16 protein-coding genes and 1 rRNA gene are annotated in these 19,603 nt (G+C 43.3%); 16 read left to right on the top strand and 1 reads right to left on the bottom strand.

Features of this window, described 5'->3' with window-relative positions; translation table 11 throughout:
• Positions 1 to 39 precede the first annotated feature (39 nt).
• The 9 genes from TCA2_RS25725 to TCA2_RS25685 all read left to right on the top strand — a co-directional run bounded on the left by TCA2_RS25725 (position 40) and on the right by TCA2_RS25685 (position 8,797).
• Entirely contained in the window at positions 40 to 999 is a 960-nt protein-coding gene (locus TCA2_RS25725; RefSeq protein WP_047914463.1) for a glycosyltransferase family 2 protein, read from the top strand.
• Positions 1,000 to 1,260: 261 nt separating this feature from the next.
• Complete coding sequence (locus TCA2_RS25720) at positions 1,261 to 2,136, top strand: hypothetical protein (protein WP_193746123.1); 876 nt, start codon at positions 1,261 to 1,263, stop codon at positions 2,134 to 2,136.
• Positions 2,136 to 2,879, top strand: coding sequence for a sugar phosphate nucleotidyltransferase (locus tag TCA2_RS25715; protein ID WP_047914461.1), 744 nt, complete (start codon positions 2,136 to 2,138; stop codon positions 2,877 to 2,879). Before TCA2_RS25720 ends, TCA2_RS25715 begins: the two co-directional genes overlap by 1 nt.
• 19 nt (positions 2,880 to 2,898) lie before the next feature.
• Positions 2,899 to 3,447 carry a dTDP-4-dehydrorhamnose 3,5-epimerase gene (rfbC, locus tag TCA2_RS25710; protein ID WP_047914460.1) on the top strand — a complete coding sequence of 183 codons (549 nt, stop codon included), beginning with the start codon at positions 2,899 to 2,901 and terminating at the stop codon, positions 3,445 to 3,447.
• Positions 3,448 to 3,459: 12 nt separating this feature from the next.
• Positions 3,460 to 4,464: a dTDP-glucose 4,6-dehydratase gene (gene rfbB / locus TCA2_RS25705; RefSeq protein ID WP_047914459.1), complete on the top strand. Its 1,005-nt coding sequence runs from the start codon at positions 3,460 to 3,462 to the stop codon at positions 4,462 to 4,464.
• 13 nt (positions 4,465 to 4,477) lie between these two features.
• Complete coding sequence (gene rfbD / locus TCA2_RS25700) at positions 4,478 to 5,353, top strand: dTDP-4-dehydrorhamnose reductase (protein WP_047914458.1); 876 nt, start codon at positions 4,478 to 4,480, stop codon at positions 5,351 to 5,353.
• 65 nt (positions 5,354 to 5,418) lie between these two features.
• A complete protein-coding gene (locus TCA2_RS25695; RefSeq protein ID WP_052512304.1) occupies positions 5,419 to 6,366 on the top strand; it encodes a glycosyltransferase family 2 protein in 948 nt (315 codons plus the stop codon).
• A 101-nt stretch (positions 6,367 to 6,467) separates the two neighbouring features.
• Positions 6,468 to 7,400 carry a glycosyltransferase family 2 protein gene (locus TCA2_RS25690; protein ID WP_047914457.1) on the top strand — a complete coding sequence of 311 codons (933 nt, stop codon included), beginning with the start codon at positions 6,468 to 6,470 and terminating at the stop codon, positions 7,398 to 7,400.
• Entirely contained in the window at positions 7,397 to 8,797 is a 1,401-nt protein-coding gene (locus TCA2_RS25685; RefSeq protein WP_047914456.1) for an undecaprenyl-phosphate glucose phosphotransferase, read from the top strand. Before TCA2_RS25690 ends, TCA2_RS25685 begins: the two co-directional genes overlap by 4 nt.
• 122 nt (positions 8,798 to 8,919) lie before the next feature.
• Here the strand turns inward: TCA2_RS25685 and TCA2_RS25680 are convergent, their stop codons facing one another.
• Positions 8,920 to 9,300 (bottom strand): TIGR02328 family protein, encoded by a 381-nt coding sequence (locus tag TCA2_RS25680; protein WP_047914455.1) that lies wholly within the window; start codon positions 9,298 to 9,300, stop codon positions 8,920 to 8,922.
• Between the two features lie 197 nt (positions 9,301 to 9,497).
• Here TCA2_RS25680 and TCA2_RS25675 point away from each other — a divergent pair, with 197 nt between their 5' ends.
• From TCA2_RS25675 to TCA2_RS25645, 7 genes are all read left to right on the top strand, one after another.
• Entirely contained in the window at positions 9,498 to 10,097 is a 600-nt protein-coding gene (locus TCA2_RS25675) for a biliverdin-producing heme oxygenase (protein WP_047914454.1), read from the top strand.
• Positions 10,098 to 10,115: 18 nt separating this feature from the next.
• A complete protein-coding gene (locus TCA2_RS25670) occupies positions 10,116 to 12,674 on the top strand; it encodes a diguanylate cyclase domain-containing protein (protein WP_047914453.1) in 2,559 nt (852 codons plus the stop codon).
• A gap of 232 nt (positions 12,675 to 12,906) precedes the next feature.
• Complete coding sequence (locus TCA2_RS25665) at positions 12,907 to 13,383, top strand: hypothetical protein (RefSeq protein ID WP_047914452.1); 477 nt, start codon at positions 12,907 to 12,909, stop codon at positions 13,381 to 13,383.
• A gap of 291 nt (positions 13,384 to 13,674) precedes the next feature.
• Positions 13,675 to 14,388: a heptaprenylglyceryl phosphate synthase gene (locus TCA2_RS25660; RefSeq protein ID WP_047914451.1), complete on the top strand. Its 714-nt coding sequence runs from the start codon at positions 13,675 to 13,677 to the stop codon at positions 14,386 to 14,388.
• Between the two features lie 47 nt (positions 14,389 to 14,435).
• On the top strand, positions 14,436 to 16,763 hold the full coding sequence (gene pcrA / locus TCA2_RS25655) for a DNA helicase PcrA (protein ID WP_047914450.1): 2,328 nt from the start codon (positions 14,436 to 14,438) through the stop codon (positions 16,761 to 16,763).
• Between the two features lie 233 nt (positions 16,764 to 16,996).
• On the top strand, positions 16,997 to 19,012 hold the full coding sequence (ligA, locus tag TCA2_RS25650; RefSeq protein WP_047914449.1) for an NAD-dependent DNA ligase LigA: 2,016 nt from the start codon (positions 16,997 to 16,999) through the stop codon (positions 19,010 to 19,012).
• A 446-nt stretch (positions 19,013 to 19,458) separates the two neighbouring features.
• A 16S ribosomal RNA gene (locus TCA2_RS25645) occupies positions 19,459 to 19,603 on the top strand; the annotation flags it as partial.

Below are 19,603 nucleotides of genomic sequence, written 5' to 3'. Positions count from 1 at the left end.
GCACTCATTCCTTTTAAAAATGATGAGATTGGTAAGTATGTGTCACCATTAAAAATATTTGAATATATAAGTATGGGAAAAAAAGTTGTTTCAACAAATCTTCCAGATATTGAAGGTTATCCAAATGTATTTACTTCTGACATAAAAGAAGAGTGGTTGGAGTTAATTGACAGTGAATTGGGAATCGACGAGTTCGATGTTTTTGTGCTTCAAAATAATTGGTATTCTAGATGTAGAGAGATACTGGAATATAGTGAAAAATTCGAAAAAAACGAGAAAATATCAATTGTAATTCTGAATAGAAATAATATGAAAACTATATTTAAATGTGTTAGAAGTCTTTTACACTTTAACTCTTATAATTATGAAGTTGTTGTTGTAGATAATCAAAGTACTGATGGCTCATATGAATTGCTCAAGGAGGAATTTGAAGATTCAATAACACTTTTGAGGAACAGTAAAAATGGCTGTTCATCAGGGCGTAATCTTGGTGCTGAGCATTCAACAGGTGGGTTATTATTTTTTTTAGATAGTGATCAATGGATTATCGAGAAAAACTGGCTTGATCATGCAATCGACATTATCTATTCACATAAAACAGTAGGTGCTGTTGGATGGAATGCCGGCTGGTTTGATAAAGGCTCAGTAGAGGGGCCTATTGTGGATTATTACGAAAATAGAGCTATTAAGCCCTCTGAACTTTTTAGAACAGATGTTGCTTATCTTGCCACAAGCGGGTTATTGATGACAAAAAAATTGTTTGAAGAGATTGAAGGATTTGATGAATACTATGATCCAACATGCTTTGAGGACACAGATTTATCCTTGAAAATAAAATATTTTGGTTATGAACTAGCCTACTGCCCATACATGTCTATATTCCATCTTCCACACCAAACAACTAATTCAGGCTCACTAGAGCACAAAAAAAGGATGGAAAGAAACGGGAGATATTTTTTAGACAAATGGAATGCAATAGACTCTAACTTACTCGCTTAATAGCAATAATTGAAGGAGTAGTTCGCTATAGAAAATAAAATTGCATATTTAATGCATGTGGACTGGAATTGGATAAAGCAACGCCCTCATTTTTTATATGAAGAATTAACACAGTACTTTAAAATCGACTTATTTTATATTAAGAAGCTCTACAAAGGTTCAAGGAAAGATACTTTAAGAAACAAAAGAAAAACCTACACTGCATCCAAGATTCTAAGAATCTTAAAGCTCCCCTTATCGGGGAGGTCTAAGATTCTTAGAATGGTAGAAAGAATTTTAAACTTTAGAGTATCTTATTGCTTAAAAAAGTATGATTATATATGGATTACTTCCCCAATTTTACTAGACTTTATAGACCTTGAAATATTAGAGAATAAGAGAATTATATATGATTGTATGGATGACTTCTTATCTTTTTATGAAGATGATGAGAAGGTAAGAAAAATGAAGGTACTTGAAAAGAAACTTATTGAGAGATCCGATGTTATTATCGCATCTTCACTTCATTTAAAAGAGACAATATTATCGAGATATTCAGTAAATAAAACTATATATTTGATTAACAATGGTATATCAGATTCTTTATTGAATCAGGAGAAATCAGTTGTTCCTAAATATAGTTTAATAAAATCTTCGGGGAACGACATTAATTTAATTTACATTGGAACTGTAGGCGGATGGTTGGATTTTGACTTAATATTAAGGTTATTGGGTGATTTTCCAAACGTTATATTTCATTTGATTGGCCCTGTTGAGGTAAAGGTTCTTTCTCATCCCAGAATAAAAATATTGGGCGCTGTTCCACATGATAATTTATTTTATTTAGCACAGCAAGCAGATGGACTTGTAATGCCTTTTCAATTAAATGATTTAGTACGATCAGTAGATCCAGTTAAGATTTATGAATATATTTTGTTCAATAAACCTATATTTGCGATCGATTATAAGGAAATGCATAAATTTCTGCCTTATGTAAACTTGTATTCAAACTATGAAATGTTATCAGGATATATAAGAATGCTAGAAAAAGACGAACTAACCAGTGTTTTTGATATTGAAAAGAGAGCTTTTCTAGAAAAACATACCTGGCAAGAACGTGCTAAAAGAATTGATTTGATTTTAAAGGAGACTTCTTGATGAAAGGTATTATTTTAGCAGGCGGGACAGGTTCCCGCCTTTTTCCATTAACAAAAGTAACAAATAAGCATTTACTTCCCGTAGGCAGGTACCCAATGATATTTCATTCAATATATAAACTTAAACAAGCCGGGTTGACTGATATTTTAATAGTTACGGGCAAGGAACATATGGGGGATGTAGTAAGCCTGCTGGGTAGCGGTTCTGAACTAGGGGTTGAATTCACTTACAAAGTGCAGGATGAGGCGGGAGGGATAGCACAAGCATTAGGACTTGCTGAAAACTTTGTAGGCGAAGACAAGATGGTTGTTATTCTAGGGGATAATGTTTTTGAAGATGATATTACTCCTTTTGTGAATAATTTTGCAGACCAGAACATAGGGGCTAAAATTTTAATACAGGAAGTAGAAGATCCGCATAGATTCGGCGTACCAGAAATTAGCGGAGATGCCATTGTTTCGATTGAAGAAAAGCCTCTATATCCTAAATCGAGTTATGCAGTTACAGGTATATATATGTTTGACCACAATGTTTTTAATCTTATTAAGAGTCTAAAGCCTTCTCACCGTGGCGAGTTGGAGATCACAGATGTTAACAATAAATATATTGAGCAAGGCGAATTAACTTATGGAATTCTTAAAGGATGGTGGACAGACGCTGGTACTCATTCATCCCTTATGCGTGCTAACACACTTGCCAAGTACATAGAATTTGGAGAAGAGTTTGGGAAACTCAAAGTTTGAGTTAAGGAGGTTCTCGGATATGATCAAACAATCGTTATCATTGCAAGGTGCATACCTCATCGATCCAGTTGTCCATGGAGACAATCGTGGCTACTTTATGGAGAGCTATAATGATAAGCTATTTAAGCAAGATGGACTTAATTATAACTTTATTCAAGATAACCAATCGCTTTCTGCAGAAACAGGCGTACTTCGCGGTCTACACTATCAGCTAAACCCTAAAGCACAAACGAAACTTGTACGTGTTCTATCTGGAGCGATCTATGATGTCATCGTAGACATTCGTAAAAATTCGCAAACCTTTGGACAATGGGTCGGTGTAATTCTTAGTGAATACAATAAACGCCAGCTCTTAGTTCCTAAAGGTTTTGCTCACGGATTTTGTACACTGGTGCCTAATACTCAAGTGCTTTACAAGGTGGATGAATACTATTCACCAGAGAATGATCGAGGCATATTATGGAATGATCCTGCGTTAGCCATTGATTGGCCGACCTTAAATCCTATCTTGTCTGACAAAGATCAGCGACATCCGCTGCTAAAGGATGCAGAGATCAACTTTGAGTAGGAGGACTATGTAATGAAATTGTTAGTTACCGGCGGAGCTGGCTTTATTGGAAGTAACTTTGTCATATATATGTTGAACAAGTATCCAACCTATCATATAGTTAATATGGATTCACTTACTTATGCTGGAAACCTTGAAAACTTAAAGTCGATTGAGGGGAATACTAACTATTCCTTCGTCAAATCAGATATCGCAGATGCTAAAGCGGTCGATCAAATTTTCCAACAAGGGATAGATGTAGTTGTCAATTTTGCAGCAGAATCCCATGTAGACAGAAGTATTAAAGATCCTGAATTATTTGTAAAAACGAATGTTCTAGGAACTCAGGTTCTATTGGATGCAGCTAAGAAATATGGGGTCACCAAATTTGTTCAGGTTTCAACAGATGAGGTGTACGGTTCTCTGGGAGAGACGGGTCTCTTTACAGAGGAGACGCCGCTCCAACCTAATAGTCCTTACTCTGCTAGCAAGGCAGGCGGAGATCTGTTGGTAAGAGCTTATCATGAAACCTTCGGACTACCTGTGAACATAACGCGCTGCTCTAACAACTATGGCCCTTATCAATTCCCAGAGAAACTAATCCCTCTGATTATTTCTCGTGCACTAAACGATCAGGAACTTCCTGTATATGGTGATGGATTGAATATTCGGGATTGGCTCTATGTTGAAGATCATTGTAGTGCGATCGATCTTGTTATTCATCAAGGAGTAGTCGGTGAAGTTTACAATATTGGCGGAAACAACGAACGGACGAATATTCATATTGTGAAAACGATTCTTAGAGAGCTGAATAAACCGGAATCCTTAATTACGTATGTGAAAGATCGTCCAGGGCATGACAGAAGATACGGAATTGACCCAACGAAAATCACAAAAGAATTAGGATGGAATCCAAAACATCAATTTGAAACAGGAATTAAAGAAACGATTCAATGGTATCTTTCTAACAAAGAATGGTGGACACGGATTCAATCTGGTGAGTATCAGGAGTATTATAAAAACCAATACGGAGAGTAAACTGGAGGGACATATGCGGATACTGGTATCAGGTGCTGGCGGTCAGCTTGGAAAAGATGTAGTAGCTATTTTTAGTCAAGCAGGTCATGAGGTTATGGGATGCGAACGGAATGACCTGGACATTACAGATCAAGAACAGTGCAATCAAGTGATAGGATCGTTTAAACCTGATGCCATTATTCACTGTGCTGCGTATACAGCAGTGGATCAAGCAGAGTCCGATGTGGATGGTGCTTATCTTATTAATGCAGTAGGAACTAGGAATATTGCAGTGGCCTCGGAAAAGGTAGGGGCCAAACTTATATACGTTAGCACGGATTATGTCTTCGACGGCAAGTCAGATAAACCGTATCAGGAATACGATAGCACCAATCCTCAAAGCATTTATGGTAAGTCGAAAAGAGCTGGAGAGATATTAACACAATCACTCTCATCGCGCTATTTTGTCGTTAGAACTTCATGGGTATATGGAGCGCATGGAAATAATTTTGTGAAGACAATGCTGCGCTTAGCTCAAGAAAAACCCGAGCTTAATGTGGTGGATGATCAAAAGGGTTCGCCAACGTATACAATTCATCTAGCCAAGTTTTTGCTAGAGCTTAGTGAAACTGAGAAATATGGAATATATCATGCTTCAGGAACCGGAGAGTGTACTTGGTATGAATTCACGAAATTCATATTGGAAGAAGCCTCTTCCGCTTACGGAGTAAAATTTAAAGTGTCCTTATCACCTTGTGGGACAGATCAATTTCCACGGCCCGCTCCACGGCCCGCAAATTCGGTATTGGATCATATTTCGATTCGAACGAATGGCCTAGAGGAGTTTCCACACTGGAAAATGGGACTGCAGGAATTTTTGAGGAATCATTTTATTAACTTGAATAATTAACCATTTGTGATAAAACCTCTGATATAATGAAGAGGTTTTATTTTATTTAGAGAGGTTGATTAATAATGGGAATCACCTATCCTAAAGTGCTCGTAATGATGTCTACATATAATGGAGAATTATATATTGAGGAGCAGATTGAAAGTCTACTAGTTCAAGAAAAAGTTAAGATACATATTGCTATTCGTGATGATGGTTCGAAAGATAAAACCGTTCAGATTCTAGCTCAATATGCAGATGAATATCCTTTAAAGTTCACTCTTTTTATTGAGAATAACGTCGGAGTGAAAAAAAGTTTTTTTGAATTGATTAAGCATGCAGATGAGAATTATGACTATTATGCTTTTTGTGATCAAGATGATGTTTGGCTTCCAAATAAACTATTGAGAGCGATTCAATGTATAAATTCCTCTGTGGACGTGAACACACCTGTGCTCTACTGTTCCTCTACCCAGATGGTTGATCAGAAACTCTCACCAATTAGCATATGGCCTGAACAGCCGAAGAAAGGAAGCAGTATTTATAATGCCTTAATAGAAAATATCTGCGTCGGTTGTACATCAGTCCTTAATGCGAAAGGCTATAGAATGATCAGAGATACACCGCCCGCGGATATTAACAAAATTATAATGCATGATTGGTGGATCTATCTTGCTGCTTCAGCTTTTGGAAAGGTGATTTTCGATTCTACCCCAAGTATTTTGTATAGGCAGCATCAGAACAACGTGCTTGGAGGAGCATCAGATTCTATTCTATTGAAATGGAAGAAACGCCTGATTCGATTTTTCAAAGGGCAAAATCATTTTATATTGACACAGCAAGCAGTAGAATTCAGGAAAGTCTTCATAGAAAAATTAGATCAGAATCACGTAGTCCAGTTGGATCGGTTTATTAAGTACAGTAATAGTAGCTTTCTGAAGAGAATCTCATATGTGCTCACTACAAGGCTATACAGACAATCAACGATAGACAACTTGATATTTAAGCTGATATTTATTGCGGGTAAGGTATGAGTAGCCCCTCCTAAAAGTTAAATCCAGGACATTTCAGGAAAAATATATCTCCATGTGCTATAATTGTCGATAGATTAGTACAATTTGTCAGGAGATTTCTCATGGATCTTAGCATTATCATCGTGAATTACAATACGAGGCAGCTGACGCTGGATTGCATTGCATCTGTATATGAATCCAGAACGGAGTATGTCTATGAAATCATTTTAATAGATAACCATTCTAGCGACGGTACCGTTGAAGCAGTTGCTGAACAGTTTCCAGAGGTTCGGCTAATAGCCAACCAAGAGAATACAGGATTCGCAAAAGCGAACAATCAGGGGCTCGCGATAGCTAGTGGCCGATATTCACTTCTGCTCAATTCGGATACGGTCGTACAGCAGGGCACTTTGCAAACGATGCTATCCTTCATGGATGCGCCGGAGAATAAGAAGGTGGGAGCAGCGGGCTGCAAGATTATTTTGCCGGATGGATCGCTGGATAAGGCCTGCAAGAGAGGCTTTCCGACGCCTTCTGCGTCATTCTATTATGCATTTGGCATTTCGAAGCTGTTTCCTCATAACCCGAAATATAATCAATACCAGCTGGGACATTTGGATCCGGATCAAGCTTATCCGATCGATTGTCTCGTAGGGGCATTTATGCTAGTAAGGCGGGAAGCAATAGAGCAGGTTGGTGGTCTGGACGAGACCTTCTTTATGTACGGCGAAGATATAGATTGGTGCTACCGAATCAAACAAGCGGACTGGGACATTCATTACTACCCATATACATATATTATTCACTACAAAGGCGCCAGTTCTCGAAGAAAGCCAGCCAAGATCATCTACGAATTTCATAGAGCCATGTGGATATTCCATCAGAAGCATTACCAAGCGAAATATAATCTATTAACGAATGCAGCCGTATATAGCGGAATTGGAGTCAAACTCGCAGTATCTTTCTTTAATAATGGATTGGCCCGGTTTATTAGCAGGGGAGAGTCAGAGCCTCAATTAACCGGAAAGTCTTCTCGCAATGAGGTGAACTTATGATCCGCAGAAATCAGCAGTTGTTAACACAACTGTATGTCGGTGTGGATTTCTTCATTATACAGCTATCCTTCTTACTCGCCTGGTGGCTGAAGTTTGAGAGTGGATTGCTGCCATACGAGGTGTCTGTACCTCTCGAAACTTATACGCTGTGGAGTCTTGTATACGGAGGAATCGCCATTATTGTAGGGTTTCTGGTATCCTTATACACGCCAAAGCGCAAGAAAAGGTATGCCGAGGATTTTTGGAAGATCATCGAGATTCATTTGATCAGCTTATTCGTGTTATTAAGCTTGATGTTCTTCTTCAAAGAAGTGGATATTTCTCGTTCCTATCTGGGAATGTACATGATCGGGAACATTACCTTTACCCTGCTGTACCGCTATGTATTAAAACAGATTCTTAAATCCTTACGTCAAAAAGGGTACAATCGTCAGTTTATGCTCATTCTAGGAGCGGGCTCTCTTGGCAGAACGTTCTACAATAATTTGCGACAGTATCCTGACTTAGGTTATGAGGTCATTGGCTTTCTGGACGATTATCGGAAGTGGGATGAGGACGAGCGGAAGCATTTCAAGCCGATTCTAGGCTCGATGGATGACCTGTCAGCCATTCTTTCTAAGCATATGATCGATGAAGTTGTACTCGCTCTTCCACTGGATGCACACAGCAAGTATCCCGAGATTATTAACACATGTGAAAAAGCAGGCGTACGAACGCTAATCATCCCGGACTTCTTTGATTATTTGCCTGCGCGTCCGATGTTTGATTACTTTGCCGGCATGCCGCTTATCAACGTAAGAGACATTCCGCTCGATCTGACGATGAACCGATTGGTTAAGCGCGTGTTCGATATCGTCTTTTCGATACTGGCCATTATCATCACCCTCCCATTAATGCTGCTTGTTGCGCTGGGGGTGAGGTTGACTTCACCTGGCCCCATTATTTTTAAACAAGAGCGTGTAGGATTGAACCGCAGAACCTTCCATATGTATAAGTTCCGTTCGATGAAGCTGCTTCCGGAGGGAACGATGGATACCGGCTGGACTACTCGTAATGACCCGAGACGCACGAGATTCGGCTCCTTCATAAGAGCTACGAGCCTGGATGAGCTTCCGCAGTTCTTCAACGTACTGCTCGGACATATGAGTGTCGTCGGTCCCCGTCCGGAGCGTCCGTACTTTGTGAATCAGTTCAAGGAAGAGATTCCAAAATACATGATTAAGCATCATGTCCGTCCAGGGATTACAGGGCTTGCCCAGAGCCAGGGTCTGCGGGGAGACACCTCCATTCAGGACCGGATTGAGCAGGATATTTTCTACATCGAGAATTGGTCCCTGCTGTTTGACATTAAAATTATTTTCAAGACCATCCTTAATGGATTTAAGAACGCATACTGAAGGCAATAAAAAAAGATGGCAGACTCTTGCTCCAAGAGAACGCCATCTTTTTCTTTACGGTCTTATACTTGCCTCTTTCCAATCACAATATCTCCCTCTACCTCTTATATTAAACTGTCCGCCTACTTCGCACCCACTTCAAGAATAATGCCCTTCTCTGCAAGATTATCCAGACACTCCTTCATGTAGGCATCGTCATGCTCATCATACCCCGCATGGGACATCACATCGTATGCTTCCGCCCAATCCCATGGATCGGTCTGCTTTCCGCGATATGCGGGGTCCTCCCATAGGACATCTACGTTGTATCCCCGGTTTTTCATTTCTTCTATAATCAAAATATGGTAACGTACCAGCTTCAGCGGATGATAGTCAAACACATAATTGACGGTCGCGTGCTTCTTGCCCCATCCACCGCCCCGCAGAGCGCAGCATTCACGGTGTTGTCCAAGGAGCTGGGGTCTCGGGAGCACATGGATTAGATCTTCGTGCCATAAACGCATTTATATTTCTCTCCCTATCATCGTTTATTACTATTTATATAAGCATAGGCGAGAGGATTTAAGCAGGTCAATGGCAAACATCTTCCTATGTGATTACTTGATAATCTATCGTTTTTTCGACTAACATTGTTTATACTGAAGGAATTGGTTTTTTATCTATATTTTATTAATTGATATGAACAGGGAGGTTCGTGGAAATGACAACCATTATGGAACAGCTCAGGAAAGAAACGGCGGAGGATCATGATCAGATTGAGCAAAATGATTACGCCACAGCCATTATGAACCATACCCTTACCGCAGCCGAATACCAGGCGTATTTAGAGAAATTTTACGGCTTTATTCAGCCGATCGAACAGCAGATTGCACAGCTTGATGGTGTCCAGGAGCTGGGCATTGATATGAAGCACCGTGCAAAAACAACACTGCTGGAGCAGGATCTGGCATTCATCTCTTCTAATAAAGAGCAGATTCCTATCTGCAATGACATTCCCGAGATCGCTTCAACTGAACAGCTGCTGGGTTATCTATATGTCATTGAAGGCTCCACGCTGGGAGGACAGATCATTACCCGGAAGCTGAGGGACCATTTGTCTCTGGAGCCGGGTGCGGGACTTTCGTATTTTAATGCTTATGGACAAGATACACGTACGCAGTGGAAAGAATTAAGTGAGACGATGAACAATGCTGTTGAAGCCGGTGCGGATCGTGAGGTCATCGTTGATACGGCAAAAGAGACCTTCCGATTGCTGAATCAATGGCTTATCAGCAGCCATACGGTTGGTGGCCAATTATAAAGGGAGGATCTTACGAGAATGTCAGGAACCGAGGATTACCAGGATGACCAATTACTGAATCGAACATTGTACAAATCACAAGAGGAGCTCGATCCGGGTGAGCCTATAGACCTGACCAACTGTGAGAAGGAACCGATACACATTCCGGGAATGATTCAGCCGCATGGGGTTTTGATCTCCGTGTTGAGTGAGACGCCCCATACGATTGTGCAATGCAGTGCCAATACCTTTGAGTTCTTTGGACAAGAAGCAGAGGAGCTGATCGGAACGCCGGTCGCAGATCTCATTGGCTGGGAGTCGCTGCAAGAGCTGATTGACCGTAATTTAAGTGCGAGTGATACGTCAGACTTGCAATATATGAGTGTAAAGATCAAGAACGCACAGACGGATAAGGACTTTTTTGGCATCGCGCATTCCAGCGAAGGTCTGATTATATTGGAGCTTGAACCGGCTCAAGAAGAGCCGTCTACGACAAATGATTATAACTGGATTCATACCTTTTTCAGTCGAGTTAAGCGTACCAGTACCAGATATGAGGCCAGCCAGGTGGTTGCTGAGCAAGTGAAGGAGATGCTTGGGTACGACCGGGTCATGATCTATGAATTTGATGAGCAGTGGAATGGTAAGGTAATTGCTGAAGCGAGGGAAGTGGGGCTGGAGTCTTTTCTGGGCCATCACTATCCCGCGTCGGACATTCCGAGACAAGCTCGTGAGCTCTACCTCCGCAACTGGCTGAGAACGATTGTGGATGTTGATTATGCACCTGTGCCGATTGTGCCGACCGTACACCCATTAACAGGCAAACCGCTGAACCTCAGCTTGTCTGTGCTCCGAAGTGTGTCTCCCATGCACATTGAATATTTGCAGAACATGGGAGTTCAGGCTACAGTAACGATATCTCTGATTCACGATGGTGAGCTACGGGGGCTGATTACGTGTCACCACTATTCTCCTAAATATATACCTCACCGTGTAAGGAACTTGTGTAACTTTTTGGGTGCTTTTTTCAGCAGTGAATTGGTTCAGCGTCAGCAGCTGGATGATTATCAGGATGAGATCAAGCTGAGACAGACCGCTTCGCGAATTGTGCAGATCTTCATTGGCAATACAAGCTCATCTCGTGTGATCGCAGATTTGGATAAGGAGCAGGAGTCACTGCTCCAGCTGATGAATGCGTCAGGCGCAGTCGTATCGTACCAGAATGATCTGCTGTTTTATGGGAAGACACCATCTGCTGAACAGGTTCGTGACCTGGCAGAGTGGTTATCGAGTCAAGCTAAGGACTACACTTACCATTCTTCGAAGCTGAGTGCCGAATATCCGCCAGCTGATAAATATAAAAAAATAGGCTCCGGGGTGCTCTATCTATCTATGGATCAGAAACATCGGGACTATATTATATGGTTCAGAGCCGAGGTAGTTCAGATCGTGGAGTGGGCAGGAGATCCATCCAAAGCGGTAATAAAAGCAGACGATGGCTATCGCTTGTCCCCCCGCAAATCATTCGAAAAATGGCGTGAGGTAGTCGAATCCACCTCATATCCATGGCTGAGTAAAGAGCTGAATATTCTTCCTGAACTAAAAAGCATCGTGCGGAGCCAGACAGAGAATCAGCTCAGGCAGATGGAAGTGGAAGCAATTCAAAATGCCCGCATTCTCCGAGATAATGAGCATCGGTATTTACAGCTTATGGAGCTGTCACCGGTTGGATTTTTCACAGTAACCCATGGGAAGATCATATACTGTAACAGTAAAGCAGCTCAGCAGCTGGGTTATGAGTCAACAGAAGCGCTGACCGGCAAAGCGTTTCTTCATTATATTGCGGATCCGTCGAAGGACGGCTTCCAACAGAAGTTGGAAGAGCTTGATGTGGGAAATAACGAGTTAGTCACAGGCAAGTCTTACTTTGAACAGGCTGACGGTGATTCACTGCTTCTGGAGTATACGCTGGCTTCCGTGATGCATGGGGGTGAGCCTTCCTTCATGATCTTGATTCATCAGGGCGTATCCAGCAGTGAGAAAAAGGAATATGCCGAAATGACGGACCAGCTCAAAAGCTATCTCGTTACCGATTCGCTCACAGGACTATCAATCTGCTCTGTTTTTGATAGAGAGCTGTGTCAGGAATGGGAGAGCTGTATAGAAGAGAAATACTCCATGGGGCTGCTTATGATTGATGTGGATGATTTCCGGACATATAACCTGACCCATGGGCTTAAGAACGGAGACCTGTGTTTGCAGTGGGTTGCAGACGTTCTGCGAGTGCTTGGCGAAAGAGAAGAATATAACGCATCCATCTGCCGAAAGAGCGGCGGGAAATTTAGGCTGCGGCTTAAAAGTACGACCGAAGAAGCGGTGCTCAGCCTGGCAGAGGAGATCAGACAAGGAGTTGAGGCGCTTCAAATTCCTGTGCACCCTAACCTGAATGCTTATAAGCATGAATGGTTGACAGTAAGTGTCGGCGCAGCAGTCATTGTGCCGGATGCGGCGACTCATCCTGATGTTTTGTTTGGGCAAGCAGAAGCTTCCCTGCGTGCAGCCAAAAGCCAAGGTAAAAACAATGTGACGATGTTATAACGGAATCCATTTCCTCATTTCATGCGTTGTGAATTGAATTCATATGATGAATTTACGTTCTTCTATAAACTTTTGGAAGTATTTTGCAGATAATTAGCTTAGGGGCTGTCCTTAAGCTGGACCATTCAGACTCGCTTAGAAGGCTGCTCGGACAGCGCCTCCTAGCGGGTCTTTTTGATGTTAGCCCGGATGAATCATATAAATTACATAAGCGTAAGTGAGGTTTTTCGATATGGCAAAAGCAACCCGAAGACCCAAAGAGTTTACACAGGCCCAGCTGCATGAGCTCAGACATAATCCGAATGTATCCAGTATCGAGGGCAGGAATATTACTTATACACCCGTTTTCAAAATTGCTGCAATTCGGGCAGATCAAGATGGAATTCGGCCAAGGGATATTTTTATACGCGGCGGTTTCTGCTTGGAAGCCATCGGCACAGATACGCCCAAACGATGCTTACAGCGATGGAGGGCCATTTTTGATAAGTACGGTGAGAAGGGGCTCATGAATGAGGGCAGACAGCGACATAACCGTAAGCACTGGACCTTGGAGGAGAAGCTGCAGGATAAGCTTCATGTTGCGGAGGAGCAGATTCGTCTACTGAAGGATGAGAATGCTCAATTAAAACGGGAGCTGAGAGAATTGCAGAAGCTCTACGCGGAGAAGCCCAAACGATTATATGTCCACAATCGGGTAAGTGAGTATTAAGGCAGGATTGTGTCATAAGTGAATGATTTAATGAGTGAATGGTTTAGAGCACAAATGTTTAATCCGGTTAAATTAAATCAATGACAGCGTAATTAAGGCAGCTCCCTATCCGTAGCTTCCCAGTTCCTGTGTAAACCTGCTCTTTCGCAAGAAAGCAGCAGGTTTTTTGGTATTCCATCCTCCGTTTCCAGCTAAAAATCTTGTTCGCCTTGCATACGAACATTGACTTACCTTATCCCGCTATCATAGACTTGTTTTAGTAGTGATTTGCTCGCGTGGAGGAATGGAATTTTGAAGGAAATGATCAAGGAATGGAAGCATATTTTCAAACTCGATCCTGACCGGGAACTGACAGATGAGGCGCTTGATGCGGTATGCATGTCCGGAACCGATGCGATCATGATCGGCGGCTCTTCTGGCGTCACGTACGATAACACGGTGGACCTGCTGTCCAGGGTGCGGAGATATGAGCTTCCATGTGTACAAGAGATTTCTGACCTTGAGGCGGTCGTCCCGGGATTTGATCTTTACATGGTCCCTATGGTGCTGAACGCGCAGGATACGCGCTGGATCACTGGACAGCATCAGGCAGCCATCGAGCAGTTCGGGTATATGATTCCTTGGGAGCTTATCGTGTGTGAAGGGTATATCGTATTGAACCCTGATTCGACGGTAGCGCGACTGACTTCACCGAATACAGAGCTTGAGGCTGAAGGAGTTGCTGCTTACGTACAGGTAGCGGACAGGCTGATGAATCTGCCTGTTGTGTATATTGAATACAGCGGAACCTTCGGTGAGATGGATAAGTTAGAGGCGGCACGCCATGCAGCATTCCAGTCTCAGCTGTTTTATGGCGGCGGGATTGTCGATTATGATACAGCAGCTCAGGCGGCAAAAGCAGCGCATACCATTGTTGTGGGCAATGCCGTTTATTATGATCTGCCATCAGCGCTTGCTACGGTTCAGGCTGTCAAACCGGATGAGACCAAACCAACCTCAAAATAGAGGATGATGCACTTTTTTTACTTCAATAACGAAAGGGGCTTGCATGTATGCAATCCATTAATATACAGGACGCTGTTGCACGTCTGAACCCTCCGCAGCGGGAGGCGGTGGTTACAACAGAAGGACCACTTCTCATTATGGCCGGCGCAGGCAGTGGTAAGACGAGAGTGCTGACTCATCGTATCGCTTACTTGATTGCCACCAAAAAAACAGCACCTTGGGGCATTCTGGCCATCACATTTACGAATAAGGCAGCACGGGAGATGCAGGAGCGGGTATCGAAGCTCGTCGGGTCGGAAGGACGCGATATTTGGGTATCTACGTTTCACTCCATGTGTGTGCGGATTTTGCGCCGTGATATAGAACGAATCGGATTTACATCTAACTTTAGTATTCTGGACTCGGCAGATCAGCTGTCCGTTATTCGTAACTGTATGAAGGATCTGAATATTGATACGAAGAAGTTTGAACCCAAAGCTATTCAGTCTGCCATGAGTACGGCGAAGAATGAGCTGGTCACTCCTGCACAGTATGAAGCGAAGATTGGTGATTATTTTGAAGGTATTGTGGCGAAAGTATACACGATGTACCAAAAACGACTGAAAGCGAACAACTCGCTTGATTTCGATGATCTCATTATGACAACCATTCAGCTGTTCAAAGAAGTGCCGGAAGTACTTGACTTCTACCAGAAGAAATTCCAATACATCCACGTAGATGAGTATCAGGATACGAACCGTGCGCAGTATATGCTGACCCGCATGCTGGCGGACAAGCATCACCGTATTTGCGTCGTGGGTGATAGTGACCAGTCGATCTATCGCTGGCGCGGTGCCGATATCAGCAATATTCTGAACTTTGAAGAGGATTATCCGGAAGCCCGTACGATCCTGCTGGAGCAGAATTATCGTTCCACTTCCAATATTCTGGATGCAGCTAATGCCGTCATCGCACTTAATTCGGGACGCAAGCCGAAGAAGCTGTGGACGGATAAGACTGGCGGGGACAAGATCAAGGTTTACCGTGCGGACTCCGAGCATGATGAAGGATATTTTGTAACTTCCGAGATCAGCAAGAACGTGAACAAGGGCAAGAGCTATCAGGATCATGCAATATTGTATCGTACCAACGCACAGTCCCGGGTAATCGAGGAAATTTTGATTAAATCGGATATTCCTTACCAAATCGTCGGCGGGATTAAGTTCTATGACCGTAAAGAGATTAAGGACGTCCTTGCTTATTTGCGCCTTTTGTCCAATCCTGATGACGATATCAGCTTGACACGAATTATCAATGTACCTAAACGGGGCATCGGTGATACGACTGTTGGAAAGCTCGCTGCCGCAGCGGGGGAGAGAGGAGTATCCATTTTTAAAGTGCTTGAAGTGGTAGATGATCTGGGATTTGCTGGACGCACACGTAATGCACTGGTTGAATTCTATGATATGATTGCGGCCCTGCATCGGATGGTTGAGTATTTGTCGGTGACGGAGCTGACGGAGAAAATACTCGAGATGAGCCAGTATCGTCTGGAGTTCCAGAACGAGAATACGCTGGAATCCAAGGCCAGACTTGAGAATATTGATGAGTTCTTGTCTGTAACGATGGAGTTCGAGAAGAACAATGAAGACAAATCACTTGTATCGTTCCTTACGGATTTGGCTCTTATTGCTGACATTGACAGCATGAATGATGACGAGGAAGAGCAGGATGATGCGGTCGTTCTGATGACCATGCACAGTGCCAAGGGACTGGAGTTTCCTGTTGTCTTCATTATCGGGATGGAGGAAGGCGTGTTCCCGCATAGCCGTACCTTTATGGATGAGGAAGAGCTTGAAGAGGAACGCCGCCTTGCTTATGTAGGGATTACCCGTGCGGAACAGCAGCTCTTCCTGTCCTGTGCCCAAATGCGGACTTTGTTCGGACGGACCACAGCGAATCCACCTTCCCGCTTCCTGGATGAGATTCCGGAAGATCTTAAGGAGGATACGAAAATTGCCCAGGACCGCTATCGCCGCGGGGGAGGCAGCAACGCTGGCGGCTCCTATGGAGGACGCGGTTTTTCTGGAGGAGGAAGTAACTTTGGAGGTTCTCGGACTACCAGTACCGGCTTCGGTGGTTCTACGGCTTCTGCAGAAGCTTCTAAAGTATCTGTTACTACAGGGAGACCAGGTGGTGCAGCTGCAAGTACGGCAGGCAGTGGCTCGAAGGATTTCGCAGCAGGCGACAAAGTCCAGCATGGCAAATGGGGAACAGGAACGATTGTCTCCATTAAAGGTGCAGGCAACGACATGGAGCTGCAGATTGCTTTCCCTGCGCCGGTTGGTGTAAAACGTCTGCTCGCCGGTTTTGCGCCGATTACCAAGGTCGAATAGTGATGATGGCGAGGCTGCGTACGCATACCTTTTGCTGATCAATCTATCAAGCTTTAGTGCTAAAAATGAACATCATAGGTGAGTACACCATTTTAATAAAGGTACCCGTGAGAAGGAGAATTTTGTAGGACAGTATACGCTTATCTAGCAGTATAATCTGGCAGTACAAGAGTTTGGTCTTTCACGGGCCTTACATATTATTTGAATTTATTATCACGGAGGGATAGCCCTACATGGATCCAATGCATCGATTGGAACAGCTCGTAAAGGAGCTGAATGAGTACAATTATCACTATTACACACTGGACAAGCCGAAGATTAGTGATAAAGAGTATGATGTTTTGTACGATGAGCTGGTGTCACTTGAGACGCAAAGCGGGATTGTACTCCCCGATTCTCCGACTCAGCGTGTGGGAGGCGAACTGCTCAAAGGCTTCAAGCCACATCGTCACTTATCTCCTCTATGGAGCTTGGACAAGGCACAGAACATCGAACAGCTTCGCAGCTGGAATGGCAGAGTGCAGCGTCTTGTTCAGGATTACAACACCAAGAATCCCGATACACCGCTTCCTGAACCCGGTTATGCGATTGAATTGAAGTTTGATGGTCTGACTTTGAATCTGACCTATACGGATGGACAACTTGTTCAAGCTTCGACCCGAGGGAACGGAGTAACTGGTGAAGGGATTTTGGCACAAGTAAAAACGATCAAGTCTGTACCACTCACTATCCCCTACACAGACGGTACGATTGAAGTGCAGGGGGAAGGGATTATGAATCTCTCGGTGCTGAACAAATATAATGAGACAGCAGCCGACCCTCTCAAGAATGCGCGTAATGCTGCAGCAGGAGCACTTCGCAATTTGAATCCTAAAGTGACTGCAGAACGCAGGCTCAGTGCGTATTTCTACAATGTGGGCTATTCGGATGCAATAACATTTGAGAGTCATGAGCAGATGATGCAGTTTCTGCGCGACAACCATTTCAAAGTAAATCCTTATATCAGCTACTTCCAAGAGTTTGACGATGTGATGGAGCGCCTGGCGGAAATCCAGGAGAATCGTGATAAGCTGGACTATCTTATTGATGGAGCGGTTATTAAGCTTACAGATATTCGTACCCGGCAAGTATTGGGCTATACCGACAAATTCCCTCGGTGGGCTGTTGCCTACAAGTTTGAGGCGGAAGAAACAACGACGGTGCTGAATTCGGTCAGCTGGAATGTGGGACGTACAGGAAAAGTCACACCACTTGCTCGTGTTGAACCAGTAGAGCTTGCAGGTGTGACCGTATCGAACTGTACACTGAACAACGTGGGTGATATCGAGCGAAAGAACCTGAAGTTCGCACTTGGGACTCGTGTCTTTATCCGGAGATCGAACGATGTCATTCCTGAAATTTTGGGTAAGGTGACAGAGGAAGCCGATGGAGAAGAGATTGTGTATCCTACGGAGTGTCCTTCATGTGGGTATCCGCTGGAGGAACGCGGTGCGCATTTATTCTGTAACAATAAAATGAACTGCAAGCCGCAGATCGTAGCCCGAATTTCTCATTTTGCTTCCCGTGATGCCATGGACATTGAGACTTTCAGTGATAAGACAGCAATCCAGCTCCATGATGAGAAAGGATTAAAAGAAGCGGCAGAGCTCTACACGCTGACTTATGAAGATCTCATTGGATTGTCCCGGTTCGGTGACAAGAAGGCAAAAAATCTGCTGGCAGCCATTGAAGAAAGCAAAGGCAGAGATTTAGCATCCTTCCTGTATGCATTGGGTATTCCGAACACAGGGAAGTCGACGACCAAGATGCTTGCAGATCACTACCGCGACCTTCACCGCATTATGAATGCGACAGTAGAGGAACTGGTGGAACTTCCTGATGTAGGACTTATCGTAGCGGAGAGTATCGTATCCTTCTTCCAGGATCCATTTATACAAGCGAGCATCGAGAAGATGCTGTCTCTTGGAGTCGAGGCCAAAGCACCTGAAGAGGCTCAGGTCGTTGTGACTGACTCATTCTTCAGCGGGAAAACGGTTGTGCTTACAGGAACTTTGCATCAGCTAACGAGAGAAGAAGCTACCGAAAGACTTGAGGCGCTGGGTGCAAAGGTAACGGGAAGTGTATCGAAAAAAACAGATCTCGTCATAGCGGGAGAAAAAGCCGGAAGCAAGCTCGCTAAAGCTCAGCAGCTAGGTATAGATACCATTGAAGACGAGGATGAATTCGTTAAGCTCCTGCAGCTTAAATAGAATTGTATTGTTAAGCAGCATCATATTGTTATATGTAGAAGCGCAGTTTGTCGGATAATCTTAGTCGACAGCAGCGCTTCTTTTTTATCATTAATCGGTAGAATGAATATTAATTTATAAAAAGGGTTGTCAAAATTATTTTAACGTGTTATATTATTTCTTGTCGCTTCAAGCGATACAAAAACACTGTCGAAAGATGTTGAAGAATGTCGAAAAAAGATGTTGACAACAATGACGGTAAAATGTTATGATAGATATCCAGTCGCGAGAAAATGGCGGCTACGATAAAAGAATCAAGTTCTTTGAAAACTGAACAAATGGATGATGAAAATATAAGAGAACATTATGTTCTCGTCAGTTTTTCTAAATGAGCTAATCGCTCTCAATGATTTTGAAGGTTGGATATTTTCTCGAAGTGATTCGGGGGTGTTCAGCTCGATAAATCCTTATTGGAGAGTTTGATCCTGGCTCAGGACGAACGCTGGCGGCGTGCCTAATACATGCAAGTCGAGCGGAACTGATGGAGTGCTTGCACTCCTGATGTTTAGCGGCGGACGGGTGAGTAACACGTAGGTAACCTGCCTATAAGAC

This window comes from Paenibacillus sp. TCA20 (genome assembly GCF_000732325.1).
Classification (GTDB): Bacteria; Bacillota; Bacilli; order Paenibacillales; family Paenibacillaceae; genus Paenibacillus; species Paenibacillus urinalis.
Note: the sequence above shows the minus strand (reverse complement) of the source record. Positions and strands in the feature narration are given on the sequence as shown.